This is a genomic window from Mesorhizobium sp. NZP2298, assembly GCF_013170825.1.
Lineage (GTDB): Bacteria > Pseudomonadota > Alphaproteobacteria > Rhizobiales > Rhizobiaceae > Mesorhizobium.
In genome coordinates, this window is the sequence record NZ_CP033365.1 from 1707693 (window position 1) to 1733891 (window position 26199).

The following is a 26199-nucleotide window of genomic DNA, read 5'->3' on the forward strand; positions in this document are numbered from 1 at the left end:
ACGCCCGAAAGCTGTAACGACATGACATCACCGATGTTTGAAAAGATCGCGCTGGTCGGCATCGGCCTCATCGGCTCGTCGCTGGCCCGCGTCATCCGCCGCGAGGGCCTTGCCGGCCACGTTGCCATCTCGACCCGCAGCACGGCGACGCTGGCGCGGGCGCAGGAGCTTGGGCTGGGTGATTCCTACACGACCGATGCCAAGGAAGCGGTCCGCGATGCGGATCTGATCATCGTCTCGGTGCCGGTCGGCTCGTCCGGCGCGGTGGCGCAGGAGATCGCGCCGGCGCTGAAGAAGGGCGCGATCCTCACCGATGTCGGCTCGACCAAGGCCTCCGTCATCGCGCAGATGCAGCCGCATGTGCCTGACGGCGTGCATTTCATTCCCGGCCATCCGCTGGCGGGTACCGAAAAATCCGGTCCGGATGCGGGTTTCGCCGACCTGTTCGACAATCGCTGGTGCATCTTCACGCCGCTGCCGGGCACCGATCCGGACGCGCTGGAGAAGCTGTCGGAATTCTGGCGCCGCTGCGGCGCAAACATCGACACGATGGACCCGCAGCATCACGACATGACGCTCGCCATTGTTTCGCATCTACCGCACATCATTGCCTACAACATCGTCGGCACCGCCGACGATCTGGAATCGGTAACCAAGACGGAAGTCATCAAATATTCCGCCTCCGGCTTTCGCGACTTCACGCGCCTGGCCGCCTCCGACCCGACCATGTGGCGGGACGTGTGCCTGCACAACAAGGATGCCATCCTCGAAATGCTGGCGCGGTTTTCCGAAGACCTGGCGTTCCTGCAGCGCGCGATCCGCTGGGGCGACGGCGACAAGCTGTTCGACCTGTTCACCCGCACCCGGGCCGTGCGCCGCTCGATCATCGAGGCGGGCCAGGACATCGATGTGCCCGATTTCGGCCGTCAGGCGATCGAGCACCCGTCGAAGAATTAGGCTGTTTCAGGCCATGTCGCCGCGACCATGGCCAGTGTCTCGGCCCGGTCCGGCGCACCGAGCCTGCCGCCGAAGCGCTGGCATTTGAGCGCGGCGGCGGCACTGGCAAAGCGCAAGGCTTGCTCGACCGGCATGGCTTCGCCCAGCCCGACGGCAAAGGCGCCGTGGAAGACATCACCCGCCGCCAGCGTGTCGACCGCCTTGATTTTGGGCGCCGCGACATGACGGGATGATTGCGTCGCGCGATCGAACCACCAGGTGCCTGCCGCGCCACCGGTGACCGCGACGAAGGCGTCGGTGCGGGAGGCGAGGTCGGTGCAAGCACTCTCCAGATCCAGGGCCTGGCCGCATATGATGCGGACCGCCGGCTCGGAGGCGACGATGTGCGAAGCCAGCGGCAACAGCTGCTCCAGCACCGCCAGCGGCGCGGTATCGGCATCGAGAATCGCAGGCCGGTTGGCGGCGTGCGCCGCCTTGAGGGCAAGGGCCGCGGCACCCGGCCAGCGCACGTCGACCAGCACGGTATCGAACGCCGCGATGTCGGCGAAAGGCAAAGAATCGGGATCGGTCTGGGCCAAACTGTCATAGAAAGGCACGATGATGCGTTCGCCATGAGCGTCGACCAGGATGGATGCCAGCGCCGAGCGGGCGCCGCTAACGCGGCGCACGTAGCTGCAGTCGACGCCTTCGGCCCCGATCCCGGCAATCAGTTGGTCGCCGACCGGATCATCGCCGGCACTTGCCCACAGCGACACGTTGGCGCCCAGGCGATGCGCGGCGCAGGCAGCGCTGGTGGCCATGCCAGAGGCGATCTGGACGCCGTCGGAGGCGATGAATTTTCCCTGATGCGCGGGCAGCGTCTCGACACGCAGGATCGTGTCCAGCGTCAGCGCGCCGACACTCAGGAGTCTCGGGGGTCTTGCCACGGCAGCGCTATTGAACCGGCTTGATCTTGCCCAGCGGAATGAAGCCAAGCGAGGCCTTGCCCTTGACCACCTTCAGCGGCATCGACGGTTCGCTGCCGAGCAAAGCGAGGGCGGCAAAGCCCTGTTGGATCGCATTCTTCTGCTCGGGTATGGCGCCGGCAAGGATAGATGCTACGGCCTTCGGATCCTTGATCCGGATCATCAGATCGGCATCGACCAGGCCTTCGGCATCGACCGACAACGGCCCGGAAACGGTAACCCTCGCCGTGCCCGACGACAAATCGAGGTTGCGAATCTCTATCCTTTGGCCGCGCAGGCTCTTCACCTGCGTGCCGATCAGCGCGACGCCGTTCTTCAGCGTGGCATCGCCGCTGGCATCGAGCGCCGGCAGCACGCGCCCGCCGATCGCATCCGGGTCGATCTCGAGATCACCAAAGCTGCCGACATAGTCGAGATCGCCGCCATTCGGCTGCAACTGGGCAGCGGCCTTGCCAGCGCTGAACAGTTCAACCGGATCGGTGTCGTCAGCCGGATCGGTCTGGCCGGACAGGCCGTCGGCCTGCAGGGATATACGGTGCGGCAGCGGGTACCACAATTTGACGTTGGCCTGTAGATTGTCCCAGTCAATCCACAGCGGCATCATGCCCGGGACGGAGGTTCTGAGCGGTCCGCGCAGATTGGCAACCGGGGACAGGGGTTGGATGATCTGGGCGACGGCGTTGAAGGAGCCGGCCGAGGCGGCGATGTTCTTGGCATCGTCCTCGTAGGCGAGGTTGTCGCAGGAGACGGTAAAGTTCAACGGATAGCCGCTGACCTGGAGATTGGCGCAGCCGGCCTCGACGCCGCTCTTGTTGAGCGTGGCAACCGCCTTGTCGGCTTCAGCCCTGACCCTGTTGGCCAGGTAGAACCAGCCGCCGCTGTAGATGGCAAACAGCACAACGATCAACGCCACGAGCCAGAGCAGGCCGCGGCGGGACTTTGGTTGGCCTTCGTCACTTGACGTCATGCTTTGGCTCTCATTAACGCATGGGTATTGGTGGACGGAGCTTCGATTCCGACAACAATAGGTAGACAGACACGGACGGAAAAAACACCGATTCGGATGCGGTGTCGGCAATCTTTTGCAATCAGGCGCGGCGATATGGGCGATTTTTGGGTGTTTGGCTACGGTTCGCTGATCTGGCGACCGGGTTTCGCGCATGTCGAGACACGACGCGCCCGACTGCACGGCTATCGCCGCTCACTTTGTGTCTATTCCTTCGTGCACCGCGGCACGCGCCAGCGGCCCGGGCTGGTGCTCGGCCTCGACCATGGCGGTTCCTGCGTCGGCCTGGCTTTCCGTGTGCCCGGGGAATTGCGCGACGAGGTCATCGCCTATCTGCGCGAGCGTGAACTCGTCACATCAGTCTATCTCGAGCGCACCCTCAAGGTCCGGCTCGACGGTGGCGATGGGGTCGAAGCCGTGGCCTACATCGTCGACCGCAAACATGAGCAATATGCCGGCGCGCTGGACGCGGCGGACGCGGCGGCGGTGGTGCGCGGCGCTGTCGGCCAATCCGGCAACAATGAGGATTATGTTCTCAGCACGCTGAAGCATCTGGAAGCACTTGGCATTCGCGACCATTGGCTGGAGGAGGTGGCACGGGGGATAGCGCCTTTGTGAAGCGCTGGCTCTGCGGAAAGAGGCGGCCAGGCCTTTGATCTCGACGAGGCAAGACCTAGGTTAGGCTCCGAACCCAGCCAGCGGGCGGCATCCGCCCGGCCCCAATCATAACGGAGATTCGCCTTGCAGAAACGCCGTCTCGGTCGCACCGACCTTTCCATCGCGCCGCTGGTTCTGGGCGGCAACGTCTTCGGCTGGACCGCCGACGAGAAGACCTCGTTCGACCTGCTTGATCGCTTCGTCGGCGGCGGACTCAACGCGATCGATACGGCGGACGCCTATTCGCGCTGGGTGCCGGGCAACGAAGGCGGTGAATCGGAAACCATCATCGGCAAATGGATGAAGGACCGTGGTAACCGTGACAAGGTCGTGGTGATCACCAAGGTCGGTTCGGACATGGGGCAGGGCCACAAGGATCTGTCCGCCGCCTATATCGAAAAGGCTGTCGAAGCCTCGCTGAAGCGGCTGCAAACCGATTGCATCGACCTCTATCTGTCACATTGGCCGGACCCGGCCACGCCCTACGAGGAAACCCTCGGCGCTTACGAGAAGCTGCTTGCCAAGGGTAAGGTCCGCCATATCGGCTGCTCGAACCTCGACGCCGGCCAATTGCGCGCCGCACTCGATGTGGCGAGCCTACGCAGCCTGCCGCGCTACGAGGTGCTGCAGCCGGAATACAATCTCTACGATCGTTCCTCCTTCGACGGGCCGTTGCACGATCTGTGCGTGGCCGAGGATATCGGCGTCATCACCTATTTCAGCCTGGCCAAGGGTTTTCTGAGCGGCAAATACCGCAGCGAGGCCGATCTTGGCCAAAGCGAGCGCGGCGGCGGGGTTAAAGACTACCTCAATGCGCGCGGCATGCGCATTCTGGCCGCTCTTGATGCCATATCCGCCAAGCATTCGGCGAAGCAGGCGGAAGTCGCCCTTGCCTGGGTTATCGCGCGGCCAGGTGTCACCGCGCCGATCGCCAGCGCCACCAAGCCCAGTCAGATGGACAGCCTGATCAAGGCGGCATCGTTGAAGCTGACGGCCGACGACATGGCCGAGCTCGACAGAGTTAGCGGCTGAGGTTTCGGCCGTCGCTGTACGCACGAACATCCAAGACCCACGCTCCTGTCTTGCCATAGCGTCCTGCGCTCGTGGCAAGACAGAGGGTGCAATGACTGAGCCGCTTCTTTCGCAGCCGGAGCTTTGGCGACCGCTGCTCGCACTGGTGCTTGCAGCGACCGTCGTTATGGGCAGTCCAGGGCCGGCAACGATAAGCGTCACCGCTGTTGGTGCCGCCTTCGGCCTGCGCGATTCGCTGCGCTACACCTTGGGGATCGTCCTGGGCACGATCGCTGTTCTGCTGGTCGTGGCGACCGGGATCATGGCGGTGCTTGGGTCGATGCCGAGGCTGGCGCCGTTGCTGGTTGTCGCGTCCGCGGCCTACATTCTCTATCTTGCCGTCAAGATCGCCACCGCGCCGCCGCTGGCGGCGCGCACGGACGAGGCTTCGCGTCCGACCTGGCTGGCCGGGTTTCTGCTGGCGGTCGCCAACCCCAAAGCCTATGTGGCGATCGCCGCCGTGTTCGCCGGCGCCTCTTCGAGCCAGGGCGGTGTGGAACTCGGCCTATGGCTGAAGCTGACGGTGCTTGCGGCGATGATCGTCGTCATCCACGCCGCGTGGCTTCTTGCCGGTGCGGCGTTCGCCCGCTTCCTGCGCAGGCCTGTCGCCTCGCGCATCACCAATCTGGTCTTCGCCGCGGCGCTGGTGCTGACCACGCTGCTGGCTGTCTACGGCTGATTGCCTAGCCGGAGGGACTTCAGACTTTCGCGCCCAGTTCCCGCAACCGCTTCACCGCCGTCGGCGGCAGTGCCGGCGGGTTGGATGCGCGCGATGCCTCGACGAGCATCTGGTCGCAGGCGGCTTCCGTCTCGCCGATCAGCCGCGCCATGAATTCGTCCTTGCCGAGGCCCGGTGGAATCGGCGGCAGGAACCGCGCCTTGATGGTGCCGGGATAGCGCAAAAACTTGCGGCGCGGCCAGTAGAGGCCGGCGACATGGGCAACCGGCACCACGGGAACACCAAGCTGCGCATAGATTTCGACGATGCCGTATTTGTAGGCCGGTTCGTCGCCCGGCGCCCGGCGCGTGCCCTCGGGATAGATGATCAACTGGCGTGGGTTGCGCGCCATCTCTTTCTTGGTCGCCGCGACCACCGCCTTCAAGGCCTTGGAGCGGCTGCCGCGATCGACCGGGATCATGCGCATCTTCATGATGTACCAGCCGAAGAACGGGATCCAGGTCAGCTCGCGCTTGAGGATGTACAGCGGGTCCTGAAGGAAGGGGAAGAAGGCGATCGCGTCCCAGAACGACTGGTGCTTGGGCGCCAGGATGAAGGAACCCTGGGGCAGGTTTTCCTGCCCGGTGATGTCGCTCTTGGTGCCGGCGATCTTGTCATAGAGCCACATGCAGCTGCGCGACCAGAATTTCGGCACGAACCAGGCGCGGTGGCGGGGCGACAGGAAATAGTATGGGGTCCAGAGGATCATCTGGACGATCAGATTGACGTAGAAGACGAAGTTGAACGCCAGCGATCTGACATAGAGCATGGGGGAGGTCCGGTGGGGAATTGTGCGTTGGTTACACCAAGCGAGGGGAAAAAGGAAACAGAGCGATGCGGCTCATTGCTACCAAGTCGCCTGCGCTAGACGTTCCCTCAGGCGTGGGGCGGCGAAGTCGAGAAACGCGCGCAGTTTCACCGGCAGCCGGCCCTGGCCGGCATGCACCAGGTTTACCGGCCACGGCTCCGGTTCGAAGTCCCTGAGTACCGGGCAGAGTGTCCTTGAGCGCACAGCGGTGACAATCTGGTAGGAAAGCACGCGCGTTATCCCGAGGCCGGCAATCGCGGCATCGATCGCCGCCTCCGCGGTATTGACCCGGAGCCTTGAGCGGACCGGGACAGCAAAGTCGGCCTTGTCCGCTGCAAAGGTCCATGTGGCGAGCGAGCCTAGACCCTCGAAGGTGATGCAACTGTGTGTCTCGAGATCTCCTGGGGTCTTCGGCGTGCCGTGCTCGGCCAGATAGGCGGGGCTCGCGCAGACAACATGACGGATCGAGCCGACTCCGAGGGCAACCATGCGCGAGTCCGGCAGCCGGCCGATGCGGATGGCGACATCGATATGCTCTTCCGCCAACTGGCTTATCCTGTCGCCGAGCGTCAGGCGGATATCCACTCGCGGGTATGTGGCGAGGAACGCGGTGATGATCGGCAGCACGTGAAGTCGGCCGAAGACGATCGGCGCGGTGATGATCAGTTCGCCGGTCGGGGCGCTGTATTCGCCGCCCGCAACGCGTTCGGCCTCGCCGACCTCGTCGAGAATGCGGCGGCAGGCGGCAAGATAGGCGTCGCCCGCGTCGGTCAGCGTCAGCCGGCGTGTCGAGCGGTTCAGCAGACGTGTCTGGAGATGCCGTTCAAGATCGGAGACCTTGCGGCTGACGGTCGCAAGCGGAACGCCCGAACGGCGTGCGGCGGCGGAAAGGCTGCCGGCCTCCACCGTCGCGACGAAAAGGGACATGGCCTCCAGGCGATCCATCAGTTCTTCCAGAAATTGGAAGGATTGATTGCAAATATGCCATCTACATCCGGCAAGTGGAAGAGTGCAAATAAGCGGCGTGACCAACAGGGAAATCGCAATGCCGCGCATCGCCACGCCATCGTCCATCGCCGCTGCTCCCACAGCAACGCAACCCGTGCTGCAGGCTGTCGAGAAGCAGCTCGGCGTCGTGCCGAACCTGTTTCGCATGGTCGCCAACAGTCCAGCCGCGCTCGAAGGCTATCTGGGCATGTCCGGGGCGTTGGCCAAGGGTCGGTTGCCTGCACCGACGCGCGAGCGCATCGCGCTGGCGGTCGCCGAGATCAATGGCTGCAGCTACTGCCTGTCCGCACACACCTACCTTGGCAAGAACCTCGCCCGGCTCGACGATGCCGAGATGCTCGCCAACCGCCACGGTGGCTCCACGGACCCCAAGGCGGCCGCGGCGGTGCGTTTTGCCGCCAAGGTTGCGCACAGTCGCGGCCATGTCGGCGACGAAGATCTCTCCGCCGTCAGGCTGGCAGGCTACGACGATGGAGAGATCATCGAGATCGTCCAGCATGTCGCCCTGAACGTCTGGACCAACTATATCAATGAAGTTGCCCAGACCGAGATCGATTTTCCGGTTGTTTCTGTCCGCGATGCTGCCTGAATCCGGAAAGGGCAGGCGGTGTCCGCCGGTCCCCACCTTTCATGTCGCAGAGGATTCCCATGTCTGAAAGCCGCCCGCCGCTTCCGCCCTTCACCGCCGAAACAGCCGCGCAGAAGGCGCGCATGGCCGAGGATGCGTGGAACTCGCGTGATCCGGCACGGGTCGCGCTTGCCTATACGACCGACAGCCGCTGGCGCAACCGCGCCGAATTCCTGCAAGGCCGCGATGCCATCCAGGCTTTCCTGACGCGCAAATGGAGCCGCGAGCTCGACTATCGACTGATCAAGGAAGTCTGGGCTTTCCACGGTAACCGCATCGCCGTGCGCTTCGCCTATGAATGGCACGACGACAGCGGTTCATGGTTCCGCAGCTACGGCAACGAGAACTGGGAGTTCGACGAGCACGGGCTGATGCGCCTGCGCATCGCGAGCATCAACGATCTTCCGATCGCGCAAGCCGACCGCAAATATCACTGGACGCTCGGGCGCCGCCCGGATGACCACCCAACATTGTCGGAGCTCGGGCTTTAGACCAATTCCGGGAAAAGTGCGAAACGGTTTCCCACAGGAATTGCGCCAACCGCCGCAAGCCCCGCCCCATGCAAGGAGGCTTTCGATGAACGCACATGCTTTTGCCAGCGACGTCGCCTTCACGCCGACCGTCAAGGCGATCCAGACACGCAAGGGCTCGCGCCAGTCCTACTCCCGCGTCGAGGAGCGCGGTGGCTGGAAATCGGTGATCACGCCGGACCTTGCCGCCTTCATCGAGATGCAGACCAGCGTCTTCCTGTCGACGGCCAATGGCGATGGCCAGCCCTATATCCAGCATCGCGGCGGGCCGGCCGGCTTTCTCAAGGTGCTCGACGAAAGGACGATCGGCTTCGCGGATTTTTCCGGCAACAGGCAGTTCATCACGCAGGGCAACCTGGCCGACAACCCACGCGCCTTTCTGTTCCTGATCGACTATATGCTGCGCCAGCGTATCAAGATCTGGGGTACGGCGCGCGTCGTAGAAGACGATGCCGAGTTGATGGCCAAGCTGATGCCGCAGGATTACAAGGCGCGGCCCGAGCAGGTCATCCTGTTCACAGTCTCGGCATGGGATGCCAACTGCCCGCAACATATTCCGCAGCGTTTCGAGGCCGCCGATGTCGCGGCAGCGCTTGGTGAACGCGACAAGCGTATCCAGCACCTCGAGCAGGAAATCGCGCGCCTGAAGCAGGCGTCGACGGGGACAGACAAGGAATGACGGTTCAGTCGAGGGGTCAGCCGCCGGCGGCGGTCTCGGCCAGTGCGATGCCGTCCGGGGTCGGTTTCACCGGCACGATGCCGCGTGCCAGCGCCAGCAGATATTTGTTGTACTCGGTGAACAGTACGCGCAAGGCCTGCGGCTTGGTCAGCCAGCCACCATTGTCGAGGTTGGAATTGACCACCGGATAGGGTTCCAGCTTGGCGCCATGCAGAAGCCGGCTCATTTCAAGCAGGCTGCGCGGCATGTGGTAGTTGTTGGTGACGAGGATCACCGTGTTGTAGGCGTGGCTTTCGACCCATTTGGCGCTTTCCTCGGCATTGCCGATCGTGTCGAGCGCGGCGCGGTCGATGTCGACGCAGCACGAAAACAACTTCTTGTCGCCGCCGGTCGCTACCTGGAGCTGGCGCCGACTCGCCGAGGGATGCACGCCGCTGATCAACAGGCGCTCGCCTTTGCCGGACGCCAGCAGCTCCATCGCGGCGTCGAGACGGGACTGGCCGCCAGTGAGCACGATGATGGCGTCGGCCTTGGCCGGATTGGCGGGCGTGGTCAGATGGCTGACCTTGTTGGCGAACCAGCCGAAGCCGCCGGCAAATAGGGTTGCGAGGACGAGAAGAGAGAGTGCGGATATCCGAAGTGCGGTCTTTAAACGGCTAATCCGGCCGTGGTCGCGCAAACGAGCAACCACCACTGGCATCTGTCCAGCCGTCCCGGTCGAGTCCCGCACGTCCATGGCCATATGGTTAATCCTGAAATGCGGCCTTTGGTAGGAAAAAGACGCACTTTGCGTTACGCCGTTTCTCCATCCGTGATCACCTTGCTTTCGACCTCGCCAAAGCATGTTCGCTTCTCACGCGTCGGGTTGGCGAACGTCGATGTCGCTGAGATAGGCGACGACGGTGGCATGCGAGGTTGCCGCCGTCAGCGCGCCGATCACCAGCACCATGAGGACGACGCCGAGATAACCCGCAGAGCCGATGGCGAAATTGCCGAACAAGGCGGTTGCCTGGTCGGCCTGCGGCGTTGCCATGTTGCGCGACGACCACCAGGAAAAGACGATGAAGACGAGAACCGCCGCCGCGCCGCCGGCGGCAGCGCCCTTCATGCCGGTGACCAGGAAATGCCGGCGGAATTCGCGCGCGATGAAGCGCGCCTCGGCGCCGACGAAATGCAGCACCTCGATGATGTGGCCGTTGCCGGCCATGGCGCCGCGCGTGGCGAACACCACCGTCAGCACGGTCGCCGACAGCATCAGCGCCAGCACGGCAATGCCGATGGTCACCGTGGTGCGCGCCATCGCCACCAGTCGGTCGACCCAGGTTCGGTGATCGTCGAGCGACGCGCTTGGCAGCTTCGGCGTGATCGCGGCGCGCATGGCGGCGAAGTCGGGGGGGCTGTTCTCGTCGATTGTGACGATGACCAGGCGCGGCACCGGCAGGTCGTCGATGTTGAGGCCCGAACCCAGCCATGGCTCCAGCAGCCTGGCGGTCGCATCGCGATCGATGATCCTTGTCGACTTCACGCCGGGGAATTCGCCGGCGATCTGCGATGCCTGGGTGAGGGCGGCCTCCATGTCGAGGCCGTCGACCGGCTTGATCTGGATCGTCGCCTCGCGCGAGATCTGGTTTTCCCAGACCGAGGCGGTGTCGCGCACCAGTGTCACCGCGCCGAAGGTCAGGCAGGACAGGAAGGTCATGATGGCGATGACCAGGACCAGCGCCCGGCCGGCAATGTTCTGTGCCGGCACGATCGGTGCCATCCGGCGCTGGGCACGCGGCCGTGCCGCAGTTGCCTCGGTTTCCTGCTCTTGCTCTTCGAAATGTTCGGCGGACAGGTCAGTCATAGATATCCAGCCTTCCGCCGGCCAGGATCATGCGGCGCGCGTCGACCTGCTCCATCAGGCCAAGATCATGGGTGGCGATCACCACGGCGGTGCCGAGACGGTTGAGTTCGATGAACAGCCGTAGCAGCCGCCGCGCCAGCGGGGGATCGACATTGCCGGTCGGCTCGTCGGCCAGCAGTATCTCGGGCTGCTCGATCAGCGCCCGCGCGATCGCGGCGCGCTGCTTCTCGCCACCCGACAGGACCGGTGGCAGCACATGCATGCGCTCGCCCAGCCCCACCCATTTCAACAGCTCGGTGACATCGGTGCGGTAGCTCGCCTCCTCGCGCCCGCGCACGCGCAGCGGCAGTGCGACGTTCTCATAAGTGGTCATGTGGTCGAGCAGGCGAAAATCCTGGAACACCACGCCGATGCGGCGCCGCAGATGAGGCAGCTCGGTGCGCGAGATGCGCGAGCGGTCCTTGCCGAATATGGTGATCAGGCCGCGTGTCGGCTTCAGCGACATGAACAGCAGGCGCAGCAACGTCGTCTTGCCGGCACCCGAAGGCCCGCTCAGGAACTGGAAGGAGCGCTCCGGTATATGCAAGGAAATGTCACGGAGGATTTCCGGACCCATGCCATAGCGGAGGCCGACATTTTCGAAGCGAATCAATTTCGACGACCTGAAGTTCCGGGTTGCGGCGAACCATCCCGTTCTGGGAAAAGACCATCGGCCGGCATGGTTAACCGGCGGTTAATTCCTGGCTTGTTTCGGCGCGTCACGAGGGCTCCGGTGGGGAAGCGTTAACCATTTATGTTTACGCAAAAGAAACGAAAAGCGAACACGCGCAATACTGGGGCCATGATGGCTGACGAACGAACCGCGCGCCCGGTTTCCGGCGAAATCATGACCGATCCCCCGGCAATTGCCGTGGCGGACCGGATCGTGCGCGGTCCGGCGGCCGATATCGTCGATGCGGACTATGAAGTGATGCCGCGCTTTGTCCCTGCCATGGAAAGCGTTTCACCGCCGCCGCGCCTGATCGTCACGCCGTCCATCGAGGGCATGGACATGCTGCGCAAGCCGGAAGCGCCGGCGGAACGGCCGCCGGCCGTGCGTGGTGGGCCGATCTTCTGGATCGCCGGCATCGGTGCCGCGTTGGCCGCCTTCTGGGTCTCCGGCGGGCATGCGCTGGTGCGCCAGGCGCCGTTCCTGCCCGATGCGCAAGCATCGGCGCTGACCATTTCAAGCGTCACCTCACGCGTCGATGCCTCGGGAGCCAATCCGGTGTTGTTCGTCGATGGCGAGGCCGCCAATGACGGGAAGGGGCCGGCGACAATGCCGCCGCTTGAAATCCGCGTGACGGGCAATGATGGGCGCACAACCCGCTATACGTTGGGGACATCCGGCCATTCGCTGGCATCGGGCGAAAGATTCGGCTTTGCCAGCCGGCTCGACGTGCCTAAGAACGGCGTAAGGACCGTTTTGGTTACTTTCGCCGAATAGGCGATCACCAGGGAAGACCATCAATGCCCATCGTACGTGGCAAGGACATCGAAGTCCTGTTTTCGGCGTCGGCGATCGCGCGGCGCAATCTCGAGCTCGCCAAGGAGATCGCCGGGCACGACTATCACGATCTGCTGGTGATTTCGGTGCTCAAGGGCTCGTTCATCTTCGCCGCCGACCTGATCCGCGCCATGCACGATGTCGGCCTGTCACCAGAGGTCGAGTTCATCTTCATTTCCAGCTATGGCGCCGGCACCACCAGCGGCGAGGTGAGGGTGCTGCGCGACATCGACAATGAGGTCGCCGGCCGCGACGTGCTGCTGATCGACGACATCCTGGAATCGGGCAAGACACTGACCTTCACCCGCGACCTGATGCTGTCGCGCGGCGCAAAAAGCTGTTCCATCGCCGTGCTGCTCGACAAGCGCATGCGCCGCCAGACCGCGCTCACCGCCGACTATGTGGGCTTCGACTGCCCCGATTACTTCGTCGTCGGCTACGGCATGGATGTCGCGCACGCCTTCCGTGAATTGCCGTTTGTCGGTGTTGTGAAAGGCGATGCGTGAGGCGAGCGCCTCGCGTCGGCGAATTCTTGAAAAGGCCTTAACGGCGTCAGGAAAATTAGCCCCTGTCGAGCGCCGGGGCTTTCAGGAAAAGTCAACTTTTGCCCGCCAAATATGCCGGCCATGGCAAAGCTTCTGATCGTCGAGGACGATGAATCCGTCCGCACCCTCGCAGCCCGCGCGCTCGAACGCGCCGGCCACGCAATCGATATCGCGGCGGACGGCGCTCAAGGCCTGGCGCTGATACGAGCCGCGCATGGCGGCTATGATCTCGTCGTCTCCGACATCCGCATGCCGGAGATGGACGGCATCGAGATGGCGATCGCGGCGGCGGCCCTTTTCCCGGCGATGAAGATCATGCTGATGACCGGCTACGCCGACCAGCGCGAGCGCGCCGAGGAGTTGAACGGCATCATCCTCGACGTCGTGCAAAAGCCCTTCACACTGGCCGAAATCCGCTCGCGCGTCGAACGGGCGCTGATCTGCTTCGCCTGATCACGCCGGATCGGCAGTTGCCAGCCCGGGGGCTTGGCTCCTGCGCCGTTCCGTGTTGAGCGCCAGCAGGCCGGCGCCGATGATGAGGGCCGCACCGATCACGGTCGTCGACCTGGGCACCTCGGCGAAGAACAGAAAGCCCCAGAGCGGCGACCATAGAATGCCGGTGTATTCGAAGGTGGCGACCCGATTGGCCGGTGCCAGCCTGTAGCCCTGCGACAGAAGGATCATGCCGGCGGAGGCGACGAAGCCGCAGGCGGCCATCTTGAGGAAATCCGGCAGCGTCGGCCATATCCATGGCCGCACCAGGAACTCAAGGCTCGGGTGGACGGCGTGGGTTATGCCGGCCAGGTGGAATGTGCCGGCAACCACGGCCGCACCGATGAGATAGGCGCCGTTCTGGTAGAAGGCCATGACCGTGGACGATTCGGTGTCGCCGATCTTGCGCGCCATCAACTGCGAGAACCCATAGAGCAGGGCCGAGCCCAGCGACAGCAGCGCCGCCCAGTCGAACAGTCCCGCGCCTGGGCGCACCATCACGATGACGCCAAGCAGTCCGATCAGCACCGTCGCCAGCGTCCGCCAGGACACGCGTTCGCCGAGGTAGGGTCCGGCCAGCGCCATGATGAACAGCGGCGCCATGAAATAGAGCGCCACGGCGTCAGCCAGCGGCAGCGCGGCGATGGCCAGATAGTACACCGTGTAGGAGGTGAACTGGATGAAGGCGCGTATCGTCAGCAGGCCGAACCGCTTCGACAGGATTGCCGGCAGCCCGACATCGGCGTGGACGAGGATGATCAGGATGGGCAAGGCGACGATCGAGCGGATCGCCATCACTTCAGTCACCGGATAGGAGCTCGACACGGCTTTGACGAGCGGGTCCTGCAGCGAGAAAACCAGCACGCCCAGGCACAGGCTCAGGATGCCGCGCACCATCCTATTCTGCATCTGGTTTCCGGCTCCTGCGCGTATGGTCCGAAGCTATCGCCTGCGGAGTAAAAAGAACCCGCCACCGTTTCGGGCAGCGGGCACGAGTGAGGACTCTTTGATTGGTCCGCGGCCGATTTCGCGGCCGCTTATCCAATGGGTATGGCGACTATTATCCGGCGTTTGACATGTTGCAAACGAATTGGAATGATATCAGCAATCAAATTTTCTTATGATGGAAATCATGCGCCCGACCCTCGACAGCGATCTCCTGCGCACCTTCGTCGCCATCGCCGAGGCCGGCAATTTCACCAGGGCGGCCGAGCAGGCCGGCCGCACCCAGTCGGCCGTGTCGATGCAGATGAAGAAGCTCGAAGAACTGATCGGCGACAGCCTGTTCGAGCGCGGCTCGCGCGGCGTCGCGCTGACGCGGCGCGGCGGCGAACTCATCGTCAACGCCCGCCGCATCGTCTCGCTGCTCGACGAAACGGCGGCGTCGATGGCGGCCGCGCCGCTCGGCGGACCGGTGCGCATCGGCATTCCAGAGGAATATGGCCACGCCATCCTGTCGCGCGCGCTCGGCGCATTTTCGAAACGCCACACCAAGGTAGAGGTCACCGTGCGCTACGCGCATTCGGAGGCGCAGCTGGCGGCGCTCGCCGCCGGCGAACTCGATCTGTGCGTGGTGTTTGAATGGCAGGACCCGGCCGGCGGCGAAGTGCTGATGCACGACCCGACCGTCTGGGTGACGTCGGCCGTGCATCACATGCACGAGGAACGGCCGGTGCCGATCGCGCTCTACAACCGAGTCAGCTGGTGCAAGGACTTCGCCATCAAGTCGCTGGAGCAGCGCGGGCTTGCCTATCGTGTCGCCTATACCAGCGACACCACGGGCGGGCTGAAGCTTGCCGTCACGTCGGGACTGGCGATTGCCCCGATCTCGCGCAGCAACATTCCGGACGGCTGCCGCGAACTGACCTCCGCCGATGGATTCGGCGACATCGATTCCTCCAATGTGGTGATGCATCGCAACTCGAATGCATCGGGCGAGGCGATCGACGGCATGCAGGAAGCGATCCGCGAAGCGTTCGTCAACCGGCAAGGTTAGTCTCTTACATCCTCATAGAAGGTCAGGCGGTTGCCGAACGGGTCGTTGACCGTGACCTCCTTCGTCTTCCAAGGCGTCTCCTCCAACCCCGGCCTGGCAAAGCGGTACTTTCTTTCGGTCAACTCATGGTGGAGCCTGGCGATGTCGGTCGTCTCGATCCGGACGTGAGAACCTGGCGCGCCGTCGCCATGATGTTCGCTCAGATGCAAGACACAGCCGTCGCGGTAAACGCCTGTGTAAAGCGGCGTGTTGTCTTCGAAACGGTGTTCGAACTGCACTTCGAAACCCAGAAAACCGACGTAGAATTCATGCGCCTTGGCAACATCGAAGATGCGCAAGATGGGCGTGACAGTACCGAGCTTCGGCATGGTGTTGCGACCGTTCGGGCGGGATTTGGGGGCGGCGGTTCCTATTTCAGCTCAAGCAGCCGTTCCAGATAGCTGCGCTCGATATCGGGGCTGAGCGCGTTGCCGAGCCGCTTGCGGATCGCTTCCAGGATCTGGCGGGCGCGCTGGACGTCGATTTCGTCGGGCACCTTCACCGAATCGCCGAAATCGGGACCCTGGCTGGCGCGCGGCCGGCCGAGCGGGTCGCGGTCGGCATTCTGCTGGCGGCCACCCTCCTGGCTGCCGCCCTGGTCGCCCTGCATGGCCTGCATCTGCTTCATCATGTCCTTGGCGCCCTTGCGCAGCGCCTCGAGTGCCCGGCCCTGGTGACCGACCGCTTCGTCGCCCTGGCCCTCGCCAAGCGCCTGCTCGGCGCTGCCCATGGACTTGCCCGCCTCGCCAAATCCTTCATTGGGCTCCATGCCCATGCCTTCGAGGCTCTTCTTCAGCTGCTCGAGATCGCTCTTCAGCTGGCCCTGGCCTTCCTGCAGCTGCTTCAGCGCATCGGCGAATTCCTGCGGCGTCATCGGCTTCTGCCTGGCGAGCGGGTCGCGGTCCTGGCCGACGCCGGGCTGGTCCTGGTCCTCGCCACCGTCCTGGCCAAGCTGCTCGTCGCGGTTCTGTCCCCGCTGGCGTTCGCCGCGCTGCATCTGGTCCATGCGGAAGGTGTCGTTCATCATCTCCTGCTGGCGCCGCAGGATCTCGCCAAGCTTGTCCATCTGCTGGCGCATCTGGCTGTCCTGCTCGCCGCCCTGCTGCTGACGGCCGGCCTGGAGATTGTTCATCATGTCCTGCAACTGCGACAGCAATTGCTGCGCCTTGTCGCGATCGCCCGACTTTGCCAGGTTTTCGATCTGGTCCATCATCCGGTCGATGTCGCTCTGGCGCAGTTCCTGGCCATTCTGCTGCATCTGCGGCGCGTTCGGGTTCTGCTTGGCGCGTTCGGCGAATTCCTGCAGGAACTGGTTCATCGCCTCGCGCAGTTCCTTCATCGCCTTTTCGATTTCCTGGTCGCTGGCGCCGTTCTTGATGGCGTCCTGCAGCGCCTGCTGTGCCTGGCGCAGCCGCTTCTCGGCCGCCGAGAGATTGCCCTCCTCGATGCCAAGCGCGATTTCCCAGAGATAGCCGACCTCGCCGCGCAGCTGATCGTCGTTCCCGGCCAGCTTCAGCCGGCTGCGCGCGCTCATGATGGCGAGGTAGTGCGACATGTTGTCGAAAGTGTCTTCCGGCCGCAGCGTAATGGCGTCGATCAGGTCGAGCACGCGCGGTTTGGCATTGGCGTCGAGCGCCAGCAGGCGCCGCTGTTCGATCACCGCACGCGCCAGCGGGTTGGCGAACGGGCGCTCGGGCATAACAAGCGTCTTGGTTTCGCTGGACGCGGTGTGTCCGGCATCGTCAGTGGCGACCAGCGTCAGCTTGATGCTGCTGCCGGCCCAGACATGTTCGGTCAGGTCTTTTGTCGTCTTGGCGGCATTCGACTTGCCGCCGCGGCGCGGCAACGTCAGCGGCATTTCGGGCGGGCCGTAGAGCGCATGCGCATCCGGCGCCTGCGGGTCGGCCAGCGCGAACACCGCCTTGGCGGTGGCGGCGCCATAGTCGTCGTCGATCTGGTAGTTGAGTTCGAAGGCGCCGTTGGCGGCGCGCTTTGGCTCGCCGACGAAGCGGATCTGCGGCGGCTTGTCCCGGATCACCGCGAAGGCCCAGCGGCCAAGCTGATCCTCGCCCGATTTCAACGTCAGCGTGCCGTCGCCGGTCAGCTTGCCGGTGAACTGGCGCACCCTTGAAGGTGAACTGGTGGACGGCGCCGCGGGGTTTGCGGCAGGCTTGGCCGTCGCGGCAGCCGGGTCGATGGCGCGCGAATTGCCATCCTTGTCGGCATAGGCAAGCGTTTCTTCGCCCGAGCCGCCGGTGACGCGCAAGGAGACATCGCTACCCTCGGGCACATGAAACGTCGGCGTTGCCTGGTTGGCGTCGGCGGTCAGGAAGACCGGCGGCTTGCCGGTGTAGGCCGGCGGCGTCACCCATGCATCGATGCGCGGCGGCACGGCATCATGCGCGCCGTGGGCGCTGAAGCCGTCAGTTACCCTGCCGCCGGTCGGCCCGAAGGAGAAGGCAAAGGCGGTGACCAGCAGGAGGGCCGCCACGGCGCGCAGCCCCCAGGGGTCGCGCTCCGGCACGCGCGTGCGCGGCAGGTCGGCGCCGAGGCTGTCGAGCTTTGCGGCCATGCGCTTCTGATGTTCGCGCCACAACGCTTGCGAGAAGCTGCTCTCCCGGCCGCTTGGCCGGTCGGTCTGCACCAGCACGGGGCTGTGCAGCAGCCTGTTGGCGGCCTCGATGCGGCGATCGACCTCGGCGGCCGAGGGCATGCGGAAGAAGCGCAGCGGATACAGCGCAGCCAGCCCTGCCAGGCCGAATGCCGCGACGAGGCCGATGCGCGCGATATCCGGCAGCCGGGAGAAGATGCCGAACCAGGACATGCTCAGGAACAGGCTGGCGACAATAAGCAGCGGAAGCAGCAGCGGCCAGCCGCGCTCGACCATCATCGAGACCCGTGTCGCCAGCCGGCTCAAGGCAAGGCGCCCGGCCAGGCCGCGGTCGTTGCTGAAGGTGGGTCGTTCGGTCATCGGCCCTTCCTGGAGCCTGTTCCATCCCGAAAGAACCGGGGTGGGGCTCTATCTCTTTGAGCATGATCGGTTTTCGGGATCATGTCGTGAGGCGGGGCAGGATAGCCCAAGCCTCACGACTCGAAGAATACCAGCAAACACGGCAAAGGCGAGGCAGTTTGAAAAAACGTGAACCCGGCCGAAACGGCTGCAATCAGAAATTGGCGGGGTTTGCGTTGGCGCCGCAGACCAGCACGGCAACCCGTTCGCCCGGCGACGGTACATAACGGCCGGACAGCACCGCGGCGAAGGCTGCCGCCCCGCCCGGCTCGGAAATGATGCGCACACGGTTCCACAGGGCCTTTTGGGCAGCAATGATATCGTCGTCGCTGACCAGGATGGAGCGTTCGACGAAGGCTTCGGCGATCGGGAACATCATTTCGCCGACGCGTTTCGGCGCCAGCGAATCGGCGGCGATGCCTTCGGCCGGCGCATCGACTGGATGGCCGGCCTCGAAGGCGCGATGAAGCGTCGGCGCACCCTCGGGCTCGACGGCGACGATGCGGATGCGGCCGGCATACCAGGCGGCGATGCCTCCGATCAGGCCGCCGCCGCCGACAGCGACCAGCAGCGTGTCGATCTCTGGCAAGTCCGCCTCGATTTCGAGACCGAGCGTGCCCTGGCCGACCAGCGTTTCCTCCTGGTTGAAGGCATGGATCTGCAAGGCGCCGCTTTCCTGGGCGAAACGTTCGCTGGCGGCCAGCGCTTCCGCATAGCGAGCGCCACCGACGACAAGGTCGGCGCCATAGAAGCGAATGCGGTCCAGCTTGGCTTGCGGGCTTACTTCGGGAACGAAGATTGTTGCCTTGTGGCCGAGCCGCATGGCTGCATAGGCGACGGCGGCGCCATGATTGCCGCCCGATGCCGCGACGACACCGGCCGCCGGAACCTGCCGCTCGAGCAGATTGGTGAAGGCACCGCGCGCCTTGAACGAGCCGGAATGCTGCAGGCATTCGAGCTTGAGGTCGATGGCCAGCGGCGCCCGGTCGAAGTCGGCCATGTCGACGCGCAGCACCGGCGTGTGGCGCACATAGGGGCGGATGCGCGGTTCCATCGCGGCAATACGTTCGCGGGTGACGGTGTTGCCCTGCGCCATGACTTGCTCCTCGTCGTGAGATTCCGCCTTATGCCAGCCAATCGGGGACCGAATCCAGCCCGATCAGGTCGTCATAGGTCAGGCGCGGACGCACGACGTGGAAGCGGTCGCCGTCGACCAGCACCTCGGGCACCAGCAGGCGGGTGTTGTAGGTGCCGGCCTGCACGGCGCCATAGGCGCCGGCCGTGGAAATAGCGACCAGATCGCCGGCCTTCAGCCTGGGCAGGTCACGGTCGAGGCCGAGATAGTCACCGGTCTCGCAGACCTGGCCGACAACATCGACCATCATGCGCGGCGTATCGGCCGGCGGCTGCACGACCGGCCTGATGTCGTGGAAGGCATCGTAGAGCGTCGGCCGTATCAAGTCGTTCATGGCGGCGTCGACGACGAGGAAATTCTTCGCGTCGCCTTCCTTCACGAAGATCACTTCCGAAACGAGGATACCGGCATTGCCGACGATCAGCCGGCCCGGCTCGAACATGACCTTCAAACCGAGCTTGGTGACATGCTTCCTGACGATCTGGGCATAGGCGTCGGGAAGGGGTGGCGGGTTGTTGTCGACGCGGTAGGGAATGCCCAGCCCACCGCCGAGATCGACGTGCTCGATCGAATGGCCATCGGCGCGCAGCACGCCGACCAGATCGACAAGCAGGGCGAAGGCATCGTCGAAGGGCTGCAGTTCGGTGATCTGGCTGCCGATATGGGTGTCGATGCCGGTGATCTTGATGCCCGGAAGCGTTGCGGCGCGGGCATAGACCTGCCGTGCGCGCTGCCACGGAATGCCGAACTTGTTCTCGGCCTTGCCGGTGGAGATCTTCTTGTGGGTCTTGGCATCGACATCGGGATTGATGCGCAGCGAGATCGGCGCCACCTTGCCGAGTGCCACGGCGCGGGCCGAGAGGAGGTCAAGCTCCGGTTCGGATTCGACGTTGAAGCAAAGGATGCCGGCTTCGAGCGCGAAGTCCATTTCGCGCGCGGTCTTGCCGACGCCGGAGAACAGGATTTTGCTCGCCGGAATGCCGGCGGCCAGCGCCCGGCGCAATTCGCCTTGCGAAACCACATCGGCGCCGGCGCCGAGCTTGGCCAGCGTCCGCAGCACGGCCTGGTTGGAGTTGGCCTTCATGGCGTAGCAGACCAGCGTGTCGAGGCCGGCAAAGGCCTGGGCGAACACCCGGTAGTGCCTGGTCAAGGTGGCGGTGGAATAGCAGTAGAACGGCGTGCCGACCTGAGCGGCGATATCTGGGATTGCCACGTCCTCGGCATGCAGCACGCCGTCGCGGTAGTCGAAATGGTTCACGAGAGTGGTTCCGGAAAGTTGGAGCACGATGAGATCGGGTTCAGAAGACTAAACCCGGTCCGATCGGTGCTAGATCAGCGGGTCGAGGATGAATTTCTTGTCCTTGACCGGTTTTTCCGGCTCCGGCGGCAGGGGCTGCTTGGCCCTCTCGGCATCCTTGCGCGCCTGGACGGCCGCCTCGTAGGGCGTGTCGAGACCGGCCCTGCGGCCGCAGGCGGTCACGACGGCCATCGTCGCCAGAAGCGTCAGCGTCACCAAAATCCTGCTTCCGGTCATCGATCCATCCGTCCGAAACGTTCTGTCAGCCGCCGCTTTTAGCCGAGTTCTCTGTGTATTGCACCCCGGATATTGCGATCGCAATATTGGGCATCACGCCTTCGCCAGTCGCTTTTTCCAATAGCGGATCTGCTTCCTCACCTCCGACGGCGCGGTGCCGCCGAAGCTGGTGCGGCTCTTGACCGAATTCTGCACAGCCAGCACGGAGAAAATATCGGATGTGATGCCTGGATTGATCGACTGCAGCTCTTCCAGCGAGAGCTTCTCCAGCCCCACCTTCTTGCCCTCGGCAAGCGCCACCGCACGGCCGGTGACGTGATGCGCCTCGCGGAACGGCAGGCCCAAAGTACGCACCAGCCAGTCGGCGAGATCGGTCGCGGTCGCGTGGCCGGAGCCGGCGGCCTTCTTCATCGCGGCGGCGTTGACCGTCATGTCCGAGACCATGCCGGTCATTGCCGCCAGCATCAGGTCGAGCGTCTCGGCGGCATCGAAGACCGATTCCTTGTCTTCCTGCATGTCCTTGCCATAGGTCAAAGGCATGCCCTTCATCACTGTCAGCAGGCCGACCAGATGGCCGTTGACGCGGCCGGTCTTGCCGCGCACCAGTTCGGCGGCGTCGGGGTTCTTCTTCTGCGGCATGATCGAGGAGCCGGTGGAGAAACTGTCCGACAACCTGATGAAGCCGAATTGCGGCGTCGACCAGATGATGATCTCTTCGGCCAGCCGCGACAGATGCGTGGCGCAGATCGCCGCCATGCCGAGGAATTCCAGTGCGAAATCGCGATCGGAAACGCTGTCCAGCGAATTGCGCATCGGCTCGCGGAAGCCGAGCGCCTTGGCCGTTTTATGGCGGTCGATGGGGAAGCTGGTGCCGGCCAGGGCGGCGGCGCCGAGAGGGCTCTCGTCCATGCGCTCGATCGCATCGCGCACGCGCGACAGGTCGCGCGAAAACATCTCGACATAGGCCATGCAGTGATGGCCGAAGGTCACGGGCTGCGCTGCCTGCATGTGGGTGAAGCCCGGCATAACGGTCGCCGCGTGCTCCTCGGCCCGCTCCAGCAGCGCGGTGATCAGCCCTTTCAGCGCCTCGGCGACGCGAGAGCACTCGTCCTTGACCCACAGCCTCAGATCCACCGCCACCTGGTCGTTGCGCGAGCGGGCGGTGTGCAGGCGGCCGGCGGCGGGGCCGATCAGCTCGGCGAGGCGAGCCTCGACATTCATGTGGATGTCTTCAAGCTTGGTCGAAAACTCGAAGCTGCCGGCCTCGATCTCCTTCAGGATCGTGTTCAGGCCGTGAGCGATTTTTTCTTGATCGGCCGCCGAAATAATGCCCGTTTGCGCCAGCATCTCGCTATGGGCGATGGAGCCGCGTATGTCCTGCGCGTAGAGTTTGCGGTCGAACGAGATCGACGCGTTGATCGCTTCCATGATCGCGGCCGGACCCGAGGCAAATCGTCCGCCCCACATCTGGTTGCTGGTCTTCTTGTCGCTCATCGCTATAAAACCCGTGCTTCGGAGCAGTTTTGAGAAAATGGCAGACGGAAACAGATTTTTCCCGGCCCCGCGCCTGATCCTCGCCGCCCTGGTGGCGGGAGCGCTGGCCGGCGCGGTCGCGGTATATGTCAGCGAGAGCCGGTCTGGCAACAACGCCGCGCCCCAAGTGGCGGTCGGCGAGAGCAAGGACGACATCGCCTGCGCCGCCAAGAACGACCGCGCCAAGAAGGTAGCGGCCTCGGCCACCGGCGAGGTCGCCGCACTTTTGCCCGCCGATCCGCCGCAATCCATGAGGAGCCTCGCCTTCAATGGCCCGGACGGCAAGCCGATGACGATCGCCGACCATGCCGGCAAGACGGTGCTGCTCAACCTCTGGGCCACATGGTGCGCGCCGTGCCGCGCCGAAATGCCGGCGCTCGATGCGCTGCAGAAGGAGAAAGGCAGCGCCGCCTTCCAGGTCGTCGCCGTCAATGTCGATGCCGGCGACGATGTGAAGCCGAAGAAGTTCCTAAAGGATACCGGCGTCGAGGCGCTCGGCTATTACCGGGATTCGACGGTGGCGCTGTTCAACGATCTCAAGGCACGCGGCCTGGCACTCGGCCTTCCCGTCACCCTGCTGATCGATGACGAAGGCTGCCTGATCGCCCATATGAACGGTCCGGCGGAATGGTCGGGGCCCGACGCCAAGCGGCTGGTCGAGACAGCGCTCGGATCGTGAACATCAGCGTGTTTTGACGCAATTCCTCGGGGAAAACCGTTTTACCCTTTTCCTGGAATTGTTCACGCCGAGCGCACGTTTGGTTTGAGCAAGACGAGATTGTCGTCCTGGCGGTCGATGCGAGCCGGAGTGCGCTTGCCATGGCCGGTCAGATCGTCAAACGCTTCGATCGGTGCCGGCTTGCCGAGATAGTAGCCCTGGCCGATCTCGCAGGCTTCCGCGTCCAGGAACTTGAGCTCGCCAAGCGTCTCGACGCCTTCGGCAAGGACCGGCAGGCCGAGCCCACGTCCCAACCCCAGCACGGCGCGCACGATCGCGGCGACCTGGCCGTTCGTGTCGACCGCCTTGATGAAGGAGGCGTCGATCTTGATCTTGTCGAATGGGAAGGCGCGCAGGTTGGAGAGAGAGGAATAGCCAGTTCCGAAATCGTCCATGGCCACGCGCACGCCAAGCGCCTTGACCTGCCGCAGGGTTGCCAGTGCGCGCGGCATGTCCTTCACCAGCGCGGTTTCGGTGATCTCGAGTTCCAGTCGTGTCGGGGCAAGGCCTGTCTTCAGCAGGGTCTCGTGGACCTTGCGGCTGAAATTGGGATTGTGAAGCTGTACTGCTGAGACGTTGACTGCGACCGTCAGCGGATTTTCCCAGCGGGCGGCCTCCTCGCAGGCCGCGTCGAGCACCCAGTCGCCGATCTGTCCGATGGCGCCGCTGTCCTCGGCGACCGGGATGAATATGGCCGGGGAAACGTCGCCGCGTTCGGGATGGCGCCAGCGGATCAGGGCTTCGAAGCCTACCATCCTGCCGCTGCTGATCTCCTTCTGCGGCTGGTAGACGAGGTAGAATTCGCCACGCGCGACGGCCTGGCGCAATTCGTGCTCCATCACGCGCCTGTCGCGGGCCTCGGTGCCCATCGACGCCTCGAAATAACGATAAGTGTCCCTGCCTTCGGTCTTGGCCCGGTAGAGTGCCGTATCGGCATGGCTGATCAGGCTGGTCTGGTCCTCGGCATCGAGCGGATAGATCGCGATGCCGATGCTGGCCGAGACCAGCCCGCCACCGGCCGCTGACCGGTTTTCCTCACGCATGGCGGCAAGAACCGAGCCTGCGATACGGCCCGCAGCCTGCGGGTCGGGCAGGTTGGGGGCGATGATGGCGAATTCGTCGCCGCCAAGGCGTGCAAGCAATTGTCCGTGGCGCAGAACGCCCGCCGCGCAGCTTGCCACCTTCTGCAGCATCGCATCGCCGGCGCCGTGTCCGTAGAGGTCGTTCACTTCCTTGAAACGGTCGAGGTCGAACAGCAGAAGTGCGAGATGCCGGCCTTTGACGGCCGTCTCGGCATTGGCCGTCCGGTTCATGGATGCGATTTCCGCGTCGAGGCGGCTCGAGAAACTGCGGCGATTGGCAAGCCCTGTCAGCGGGTCGAAATGGGCGAGGCGAAGGATTTCCTCCTCGGCCTTCTTGCGTTCGCGGATGTCGCGGACGGCGATGACGTTATGGGATTTGCCGCAATAGTCGATGCTTCGGGCGATCAGCTCGACGGGAATTTGCGTGCCGTCGCGGTTCCTCAACTCGGCCTCTCGCGGCTGACCTTCCAGGCTGGCCGCGTCGGTTGCGGTGCGTTCGTCGAAGAGCTCGCCCAGTTCCTTGCCGTTCAGCGCCGCGGCCGGCGTGCCGGTCAGCTTGCCCATGCTGTCATTGGCGCTGACGATGCGGTTGCCGTCGCAGACGATCAGTCCCTCCACGGCGGCATTGGCCAGGCCATGCATGCGGTCGACCTCGAGCTTCTGGCGACGGAAGCGCAGGTCGATCCACAGTGCCGATGCCGACAGCACCAGGATGACCAGCGTGGCGGCTGCGGCCGCGAAAGCCTGCGAGGTCGGGGCGATCGTATATTCGGAGATGGTGATCGAGGAATCGGGAAAGATCGAGGCGGCGCCCATGCCGATGAAATGCAAGGTGCAGATCGCCAGCGTCAGAAGCACCGCGCCGACGGACGTCGCCGGCAGGGAGGGGCGGCGCAGCACGACACGCAGCGCCAGCGCCGCAAGCGTTACGCCCGCCAGCAGGGAAACGGCGACAAGCAACAGGTTCCACTCGATCCGGCCCTGAACCTCGAATGCAGCCATGCCGATGTAGTGCATGGCCGCGATGCCACCACCCAGAACGGCGCCGCCGACGAGATGATAGTCAAGTTCGTCCCGCAAGGTGGCGATCCACATACCTGCCGCCGTCAGTGTGACCGAGGCGGCGAGCGAGAGCACGGAGAGCCCCGGATCGTAGGCGCTGGGTATGCCCGGCGTGAACGCAAGCATGGCGATGAAATGCGTTGCCCAGATGCCGAAGCCGGTCGAGGTGGCCGCGATCATCAGCCAGGCAAGCCGGTTCCGGTCCGTCGAGCGGCTGATGTGGTGAAGCAGATTGACAGCGGAGAAAGAGGAAATTCCGCAGATCAGTGCAGCGAGTGCGACCAATCTCAGATCGTGCTGGTTCACGATACAATTATAGACCGTCAACATCTTATTTCCCCAAGCCCATCGGAAATAAAAAACGAAATATGACTGATTAATGCTTGGCTGTTGAAGGATCGATGAAGCCGCCTGCAACCGTAGCGTGCCTTTCGGGCGTGGAAAGGCCGCAGCATGACAGGATATCTTCCGGCGGAAACCAGCGAGCGGCCACCGCCAGGGCTTCATGGTTCAAATTCTGGCGACGCCGGGCCGTCGATTTCGATCGGACCGAGGGTCGGAATGATGGCGGCATGCCGCAAATGGATAGCGCTGTCGCCAAGGCCACGGGCATCGGGTGCCCGTGGGCGTTGCG

General features: G+C 64.1%; 27 protein-coding genes. 12 read left to right on the top strand and 15 right to left on the bottom strand.

The window, feature by feature from the left end:
• Positions 1–21 precede the first annotated feature (21 nt).
• Positions 22–957 (top strand): prephenate/arogenate dehydrogenase family protein, encoded by a 936-nt coding sequence (locus EB231_RS08305; RefSeq protein ID WP_172348386.1) that lies wholly within the window; start codon positions 22–24, stop codon positions 955–957.
• Here the strand turns inward: EB231_RS08305 and EB231_RS08310 are convergent.
• Both EB231_RS08310 and EB231_RS08315 read right to left on the bottom strand, forming a co-directional pair.
• Positions 954–1883, bottom strand: a complete 930-nt coding sequence (locus EB231_RS08310) for a sugar kinase (RefSeq protein WP_172348387.1) — start codon at positions 1881–1883, stop codon at positions 954–956. The genes EB231_RS08305 and EB231_RS08310 overlap by 4 nt on opposite strands.
• Positions 1884–1890: 7 nt before the next feature.
• Complete coding sequence (locus tag EB231_RS08315) at positions 1891–2889, bottom strand: DUF2125 domain-containing protein (protein ID WP_172348388.1); 999 nt, start codon at positions 2887–2889, stop codon at positions 1891–1893.
• 135 nt (positions 2890–3024) lie between these two features.
• Here EB231_RS08315 and EB231_RS08320 point away from each other — a divergent pair, with 135 nt between their 5' ends.
• From EB231_RS08320 to EB231_RS08330, 3 genes are all read left to right on the top strand, one after another.
• Complete coding sequence (locus EB231_RS08320) at positions 3025–3546, top strand: gamma-glutamylcyclotransferase (RefSeq protein ID WP_172348389.1); 522 nt, start codon at positions 3025–3027, stop codon at positions 3544–3546.
• 123 nt (positions 3547–3669) lie between these two features.
• Positions 3670–4617, top strand: a complete 948-nt coding sequence (locus EB231_RS08325) for an aldo/keto reductase (protein WP_172348390.1) — start codon at positions 3670–3672, stop codon at positions 4615–4617.
• A 91-nt stretch (positions 4618–4708) separates the two neighbouring features.
• On the top strand, positions 4709–5335 hold the full coding sequence (locus EB231_RS08330) for a LysE family translocator (protein ID WP_172348391.1): 627 nt from the start codon (positions 4709–4711) through the stop codon (positions 5333–5335).
• A 19-nt stretch (positions 5336–5354) separates the two neighbouring features.
• Here EB231_RS08330 and EB231_RS08335 read toward each other — a convergent pair whose 3' ends face one another.
• Both EB231_RS08335 and EB231_RS08340 read right to left on the bottom strand, forming a co-directional pair.
• On the bottom strand, positions 5355–6143 hold the full coding sequence (locus tag EB231_RS08335) for a lysophospholipid acyltransferase family protein (protein WP_172348392.1): 789 nt from the start codon (positions 6141–6143) through the stop codon (positions 5355–5357).
• A gap of 78 nt (positions 6144–6221) precedes the next feature.
• Entirely contained in the window at positions 6222–7127 is a 906-nt protein-coding gene (locus EB231_RS08340; protein ID WP_172352845.1) for a LysR family transcriptional regulator, read from the bottom strand.
• Positions 7128–7227: 100 nt separating this feature from the next.
• Between EB231_RS08340 and EB231_RS08345 the strand changes: the two genes are divergently transcribed.
• From EB231_RS08345 to EB231_RS08355, 3 genes are all read left to right on the top strand, one after another.
• Positions 7228–7779 carry a carboxymuconolactone decarboxylase family protein gene (locus tag EB231_RS08345; RefSeq protein WP_172348393.1) on the top strand — a complete coding sequence of 184 codons (552 nt, stop codon included), beginning with the start codon at positions 7228–7230 and terminating at the stop codon, positions 7777–7779.
• A gap of 59 nt (positions 7780–7838) precedes the next feature.
• Positions 7839–8309 (top strand): nuclear transport factor 2 family protein, encoded by a 471-nt coding sequence (locus EB231_RS08350; RefSeq protein ID WP_172348394.1) that lies wholly within the window; start codon positions 7839–7841, stop codon positions 8307–8309.
• Between the two features lie 85 nt (positions 8310–8394).
• Positions 8395–9027, top strand: a complete 633-nt coding sequence (locus EB231_RS08355) for a pyridoxamine 5'-phosphate oxidase family protein (RefSeq protein ID WP_172348395.1) — start codon at positions 8395–8397, stop codon at positions 9025–9027.
• A gap of 16 nt (positions 9028–9043) precedes the next feature.
• On the opposite strand, the gene EB231_RS08360 is transcribed toward EB231_RS08355, so the two are convergent.
• From EB231_RS08360 to ftsE, 3 genes are all read right to left on the bottom strand, one after another.
• Positions 9044–9769, bottom strand: coding sequence for a YdcF family protein (locus EB231_RS08360; RefSeq protein WP_172348396.1), 726 nt, complete (start codon positions 9767–9769; stop codon positions 9044–9046).
• 111 nt (positions 9770–9880) lie between these two features.
• Positions 9881–10873 carry a cell division protein FtsX gene (locus tag EB231_RS08365; protein WP_172348397.1) on the bottom strand — a complete coding sequence of 331 codons (993 nt, stop codon included), beginning with the start codon at positions 10871–10873 and terminating at the stop codon, positions 9881–9883.
• Entirely contained in the window at positions 10866–11525 is a 660-nt protein-coding gene (ftsE, locus tag EB231_RS08370) for a cell division ATP-binding protein FtsE (protein WP_010911739.1), read from the bottom strand. The genes EB231_RS08365 and ftsE overlap by 8 nt, the downstream gene beginning before the upstream one ends.
• 189 nt (positions 11526–11714) lie before the next feature.
• Between ftsE and EB231_RS08375 the strand changes: the two genes are divergently transcribed.
• The 3 genes from EB231_RS08375 to EB231_RS08385 all read left to right on the top strand — a co-directional run bounded on the left by EB231_RS08375 (position 11715) and on the right by EB231_RS08385 (position 13417).
• A complete protein-coding gene (locus EB231_RS08375) occupies positions 11715–12359 on the top strand; it encodes a hypothetical protein (RefSeq protein ID WP_172348398.1) in 645 nt (214 codons plus the stop codon).
• A 23-nt stretch (positions 12360–12382) separates the two neighbouring features.
• Positions 12383–12925 carry a hypoxanthine phosphoribosyltransferase gene (gene hpt / locus EB231_RS08380; RefSeq protein WP_172348399.1) on the top strand — a complete coding sequence of 181 codons (543 nt, stop codon included), beginning with the start codon at positions 12383–12385 and terminating at the stop codon, positions 12923–12925.
• A 120-nt stretch (positions 12926–13045) separates the two neighbouring features.
• Positions 13046–13417: a response regulator gene (locus tag EB231_RS08385; protein ID WP_010911735.1), complete on the top strand. Its 372-nt coding sequence runs from the start codon at positions 13046–13048 to the stop codon at positions 13415–13417.
• Here EB231_RS08385 and EB231_RS08390 read toward each other — a convergent pair whose 3' ends face one another.
• On the bottom strand, positions 13418–14365 hold the full coding sequence (locus EB231_RS08390; RefSeq protein WP_172348400.1) for a DMT family transporter: 948 nt from the start codon (positions 14363–14365) through the stop codon (positions 13418–13420).
• A gap of 223 nt (positions 14366–14588) precedes the next feature.
• On the opposite strand from EB231_RS08390, the gene EB231_RS08395 reads away from it, so the two are divergent.
• The gene (locus EB231_RS08395) at positions 14589–15452 is read left to right on the top strand and encodes a LysR family transcriptional regulator (RefSeq protein ID WP_172348401.1); all 864 of its coding nucleotides are present in this window, start codon (positions 14589–14591) and stop codon (positions 15450–15452) included.
• Here EB231_RS08395 and EB231_RS08400 read toward each other — a convergent pair.
• The 6 genes from EB231_RS08400 to argH all read right to left on the bottom strand — a co-directional run bounded on the left by EB231_RS08400 (position 15449) and on the right by argH (position 22664).
• On the bottom strand, positions 15449–15820 hold the full coding sequence (locus EB231_RS08400; protein WP_172348402.1) for a glyoxalase superfamily protein: 372 nt from the start codon (positions 15818–15820) through the stop codon (positions 15449–15451). The genes EB231_RS08395 and EB231_RS08400 overlap by 4 nt on opposite strands.
• A 41-nt stretch (positions 15821–15861) precedes the next feature.
• Entirely contained in the window at positions 15862–18462 is a 2601-nt protein-coding gene (locus EB231_RS08405; RefSeq protein WP_172348403.1) for a TIGR02302 family protein, read from the bottom strand.
• 193 nt (positions 18463–18655) lie between these two features.
• Positions 18656–19597 carry a threonine/serine dehydratase gene (locus tag EB231_RS08410; RefSeq protein WP_172348404.1) on the bottom strand — a complete coding sequence of 314 codons (942 nt, stop codon included), beginning with the start codon at positions 19595–19597 and terminating at the stop codon, positions 18656–18658.
• Between the two features lie 28 nt (positions 19598–19625).
• Positions 19626–20894: a diaminopimelate decarboxylase gene (gene lysA, locus EB231_RS08415; protein WP_172348405.1), complete on the bottom strand. Its 1269-nt coding sequence runs from the start codon at positions 20892–20894 to the stop codon at positions 19626–19628.
• Between the two features lie 69 nt (positions 20895–20963).
• Positions 20964–21170 (bottom strand): hypothetical protein, encoded by a 207-nt coding sequence (locus EB231_RS08420; RefSeq protein WP_172348406.1) that lies wholly within the window; start codon positions 21168–21170, stop codon positions 20964–20966.
• Between the two features lie 93 nt (positions 21171–21263).
• Complete coding sequence (gene argH, locus EB231_RS08425) at positions 21264–22664, bottom strand: argininosuccinate lyase (protein ID WP_172348407.1); 1401 nt, start codon at positions 22662–22664, stop codon at positions 21264–21266.
• Positions 22665–22701: 37 nt separating this feature from the next.
• On the opposite strand from argH, the gene tlpA reads away from it, so the two are divergent.
• Positions 22702–23382, top strand: a complete 681-nt coding sequence (gene tlpA, locus EB231_RS08430; protein WP_172348408.1) for a thiol:disulfide interchange protein TlpA — start codon at positions 22702–22704, stop codon at positions 23380–23382.
• Between the two features lie 62 nt (positions 23383–23444).
• Here the strand turns inward: tlpA and EB231_RS08435 are convergent, their stop codons facing one another.
• Complete coding sequence (locus EB231_RS08435; RefSeq protein WP_172348409.1) at positions 23445–25895, bottom strand: sensor domain-containing diguanylate cyclase; 2451 nt, start codon at positions 25893–25895, stop codon at positions 23445–23447.
• Positions 25896–26199: the final 304 nt, after the last annotated feature.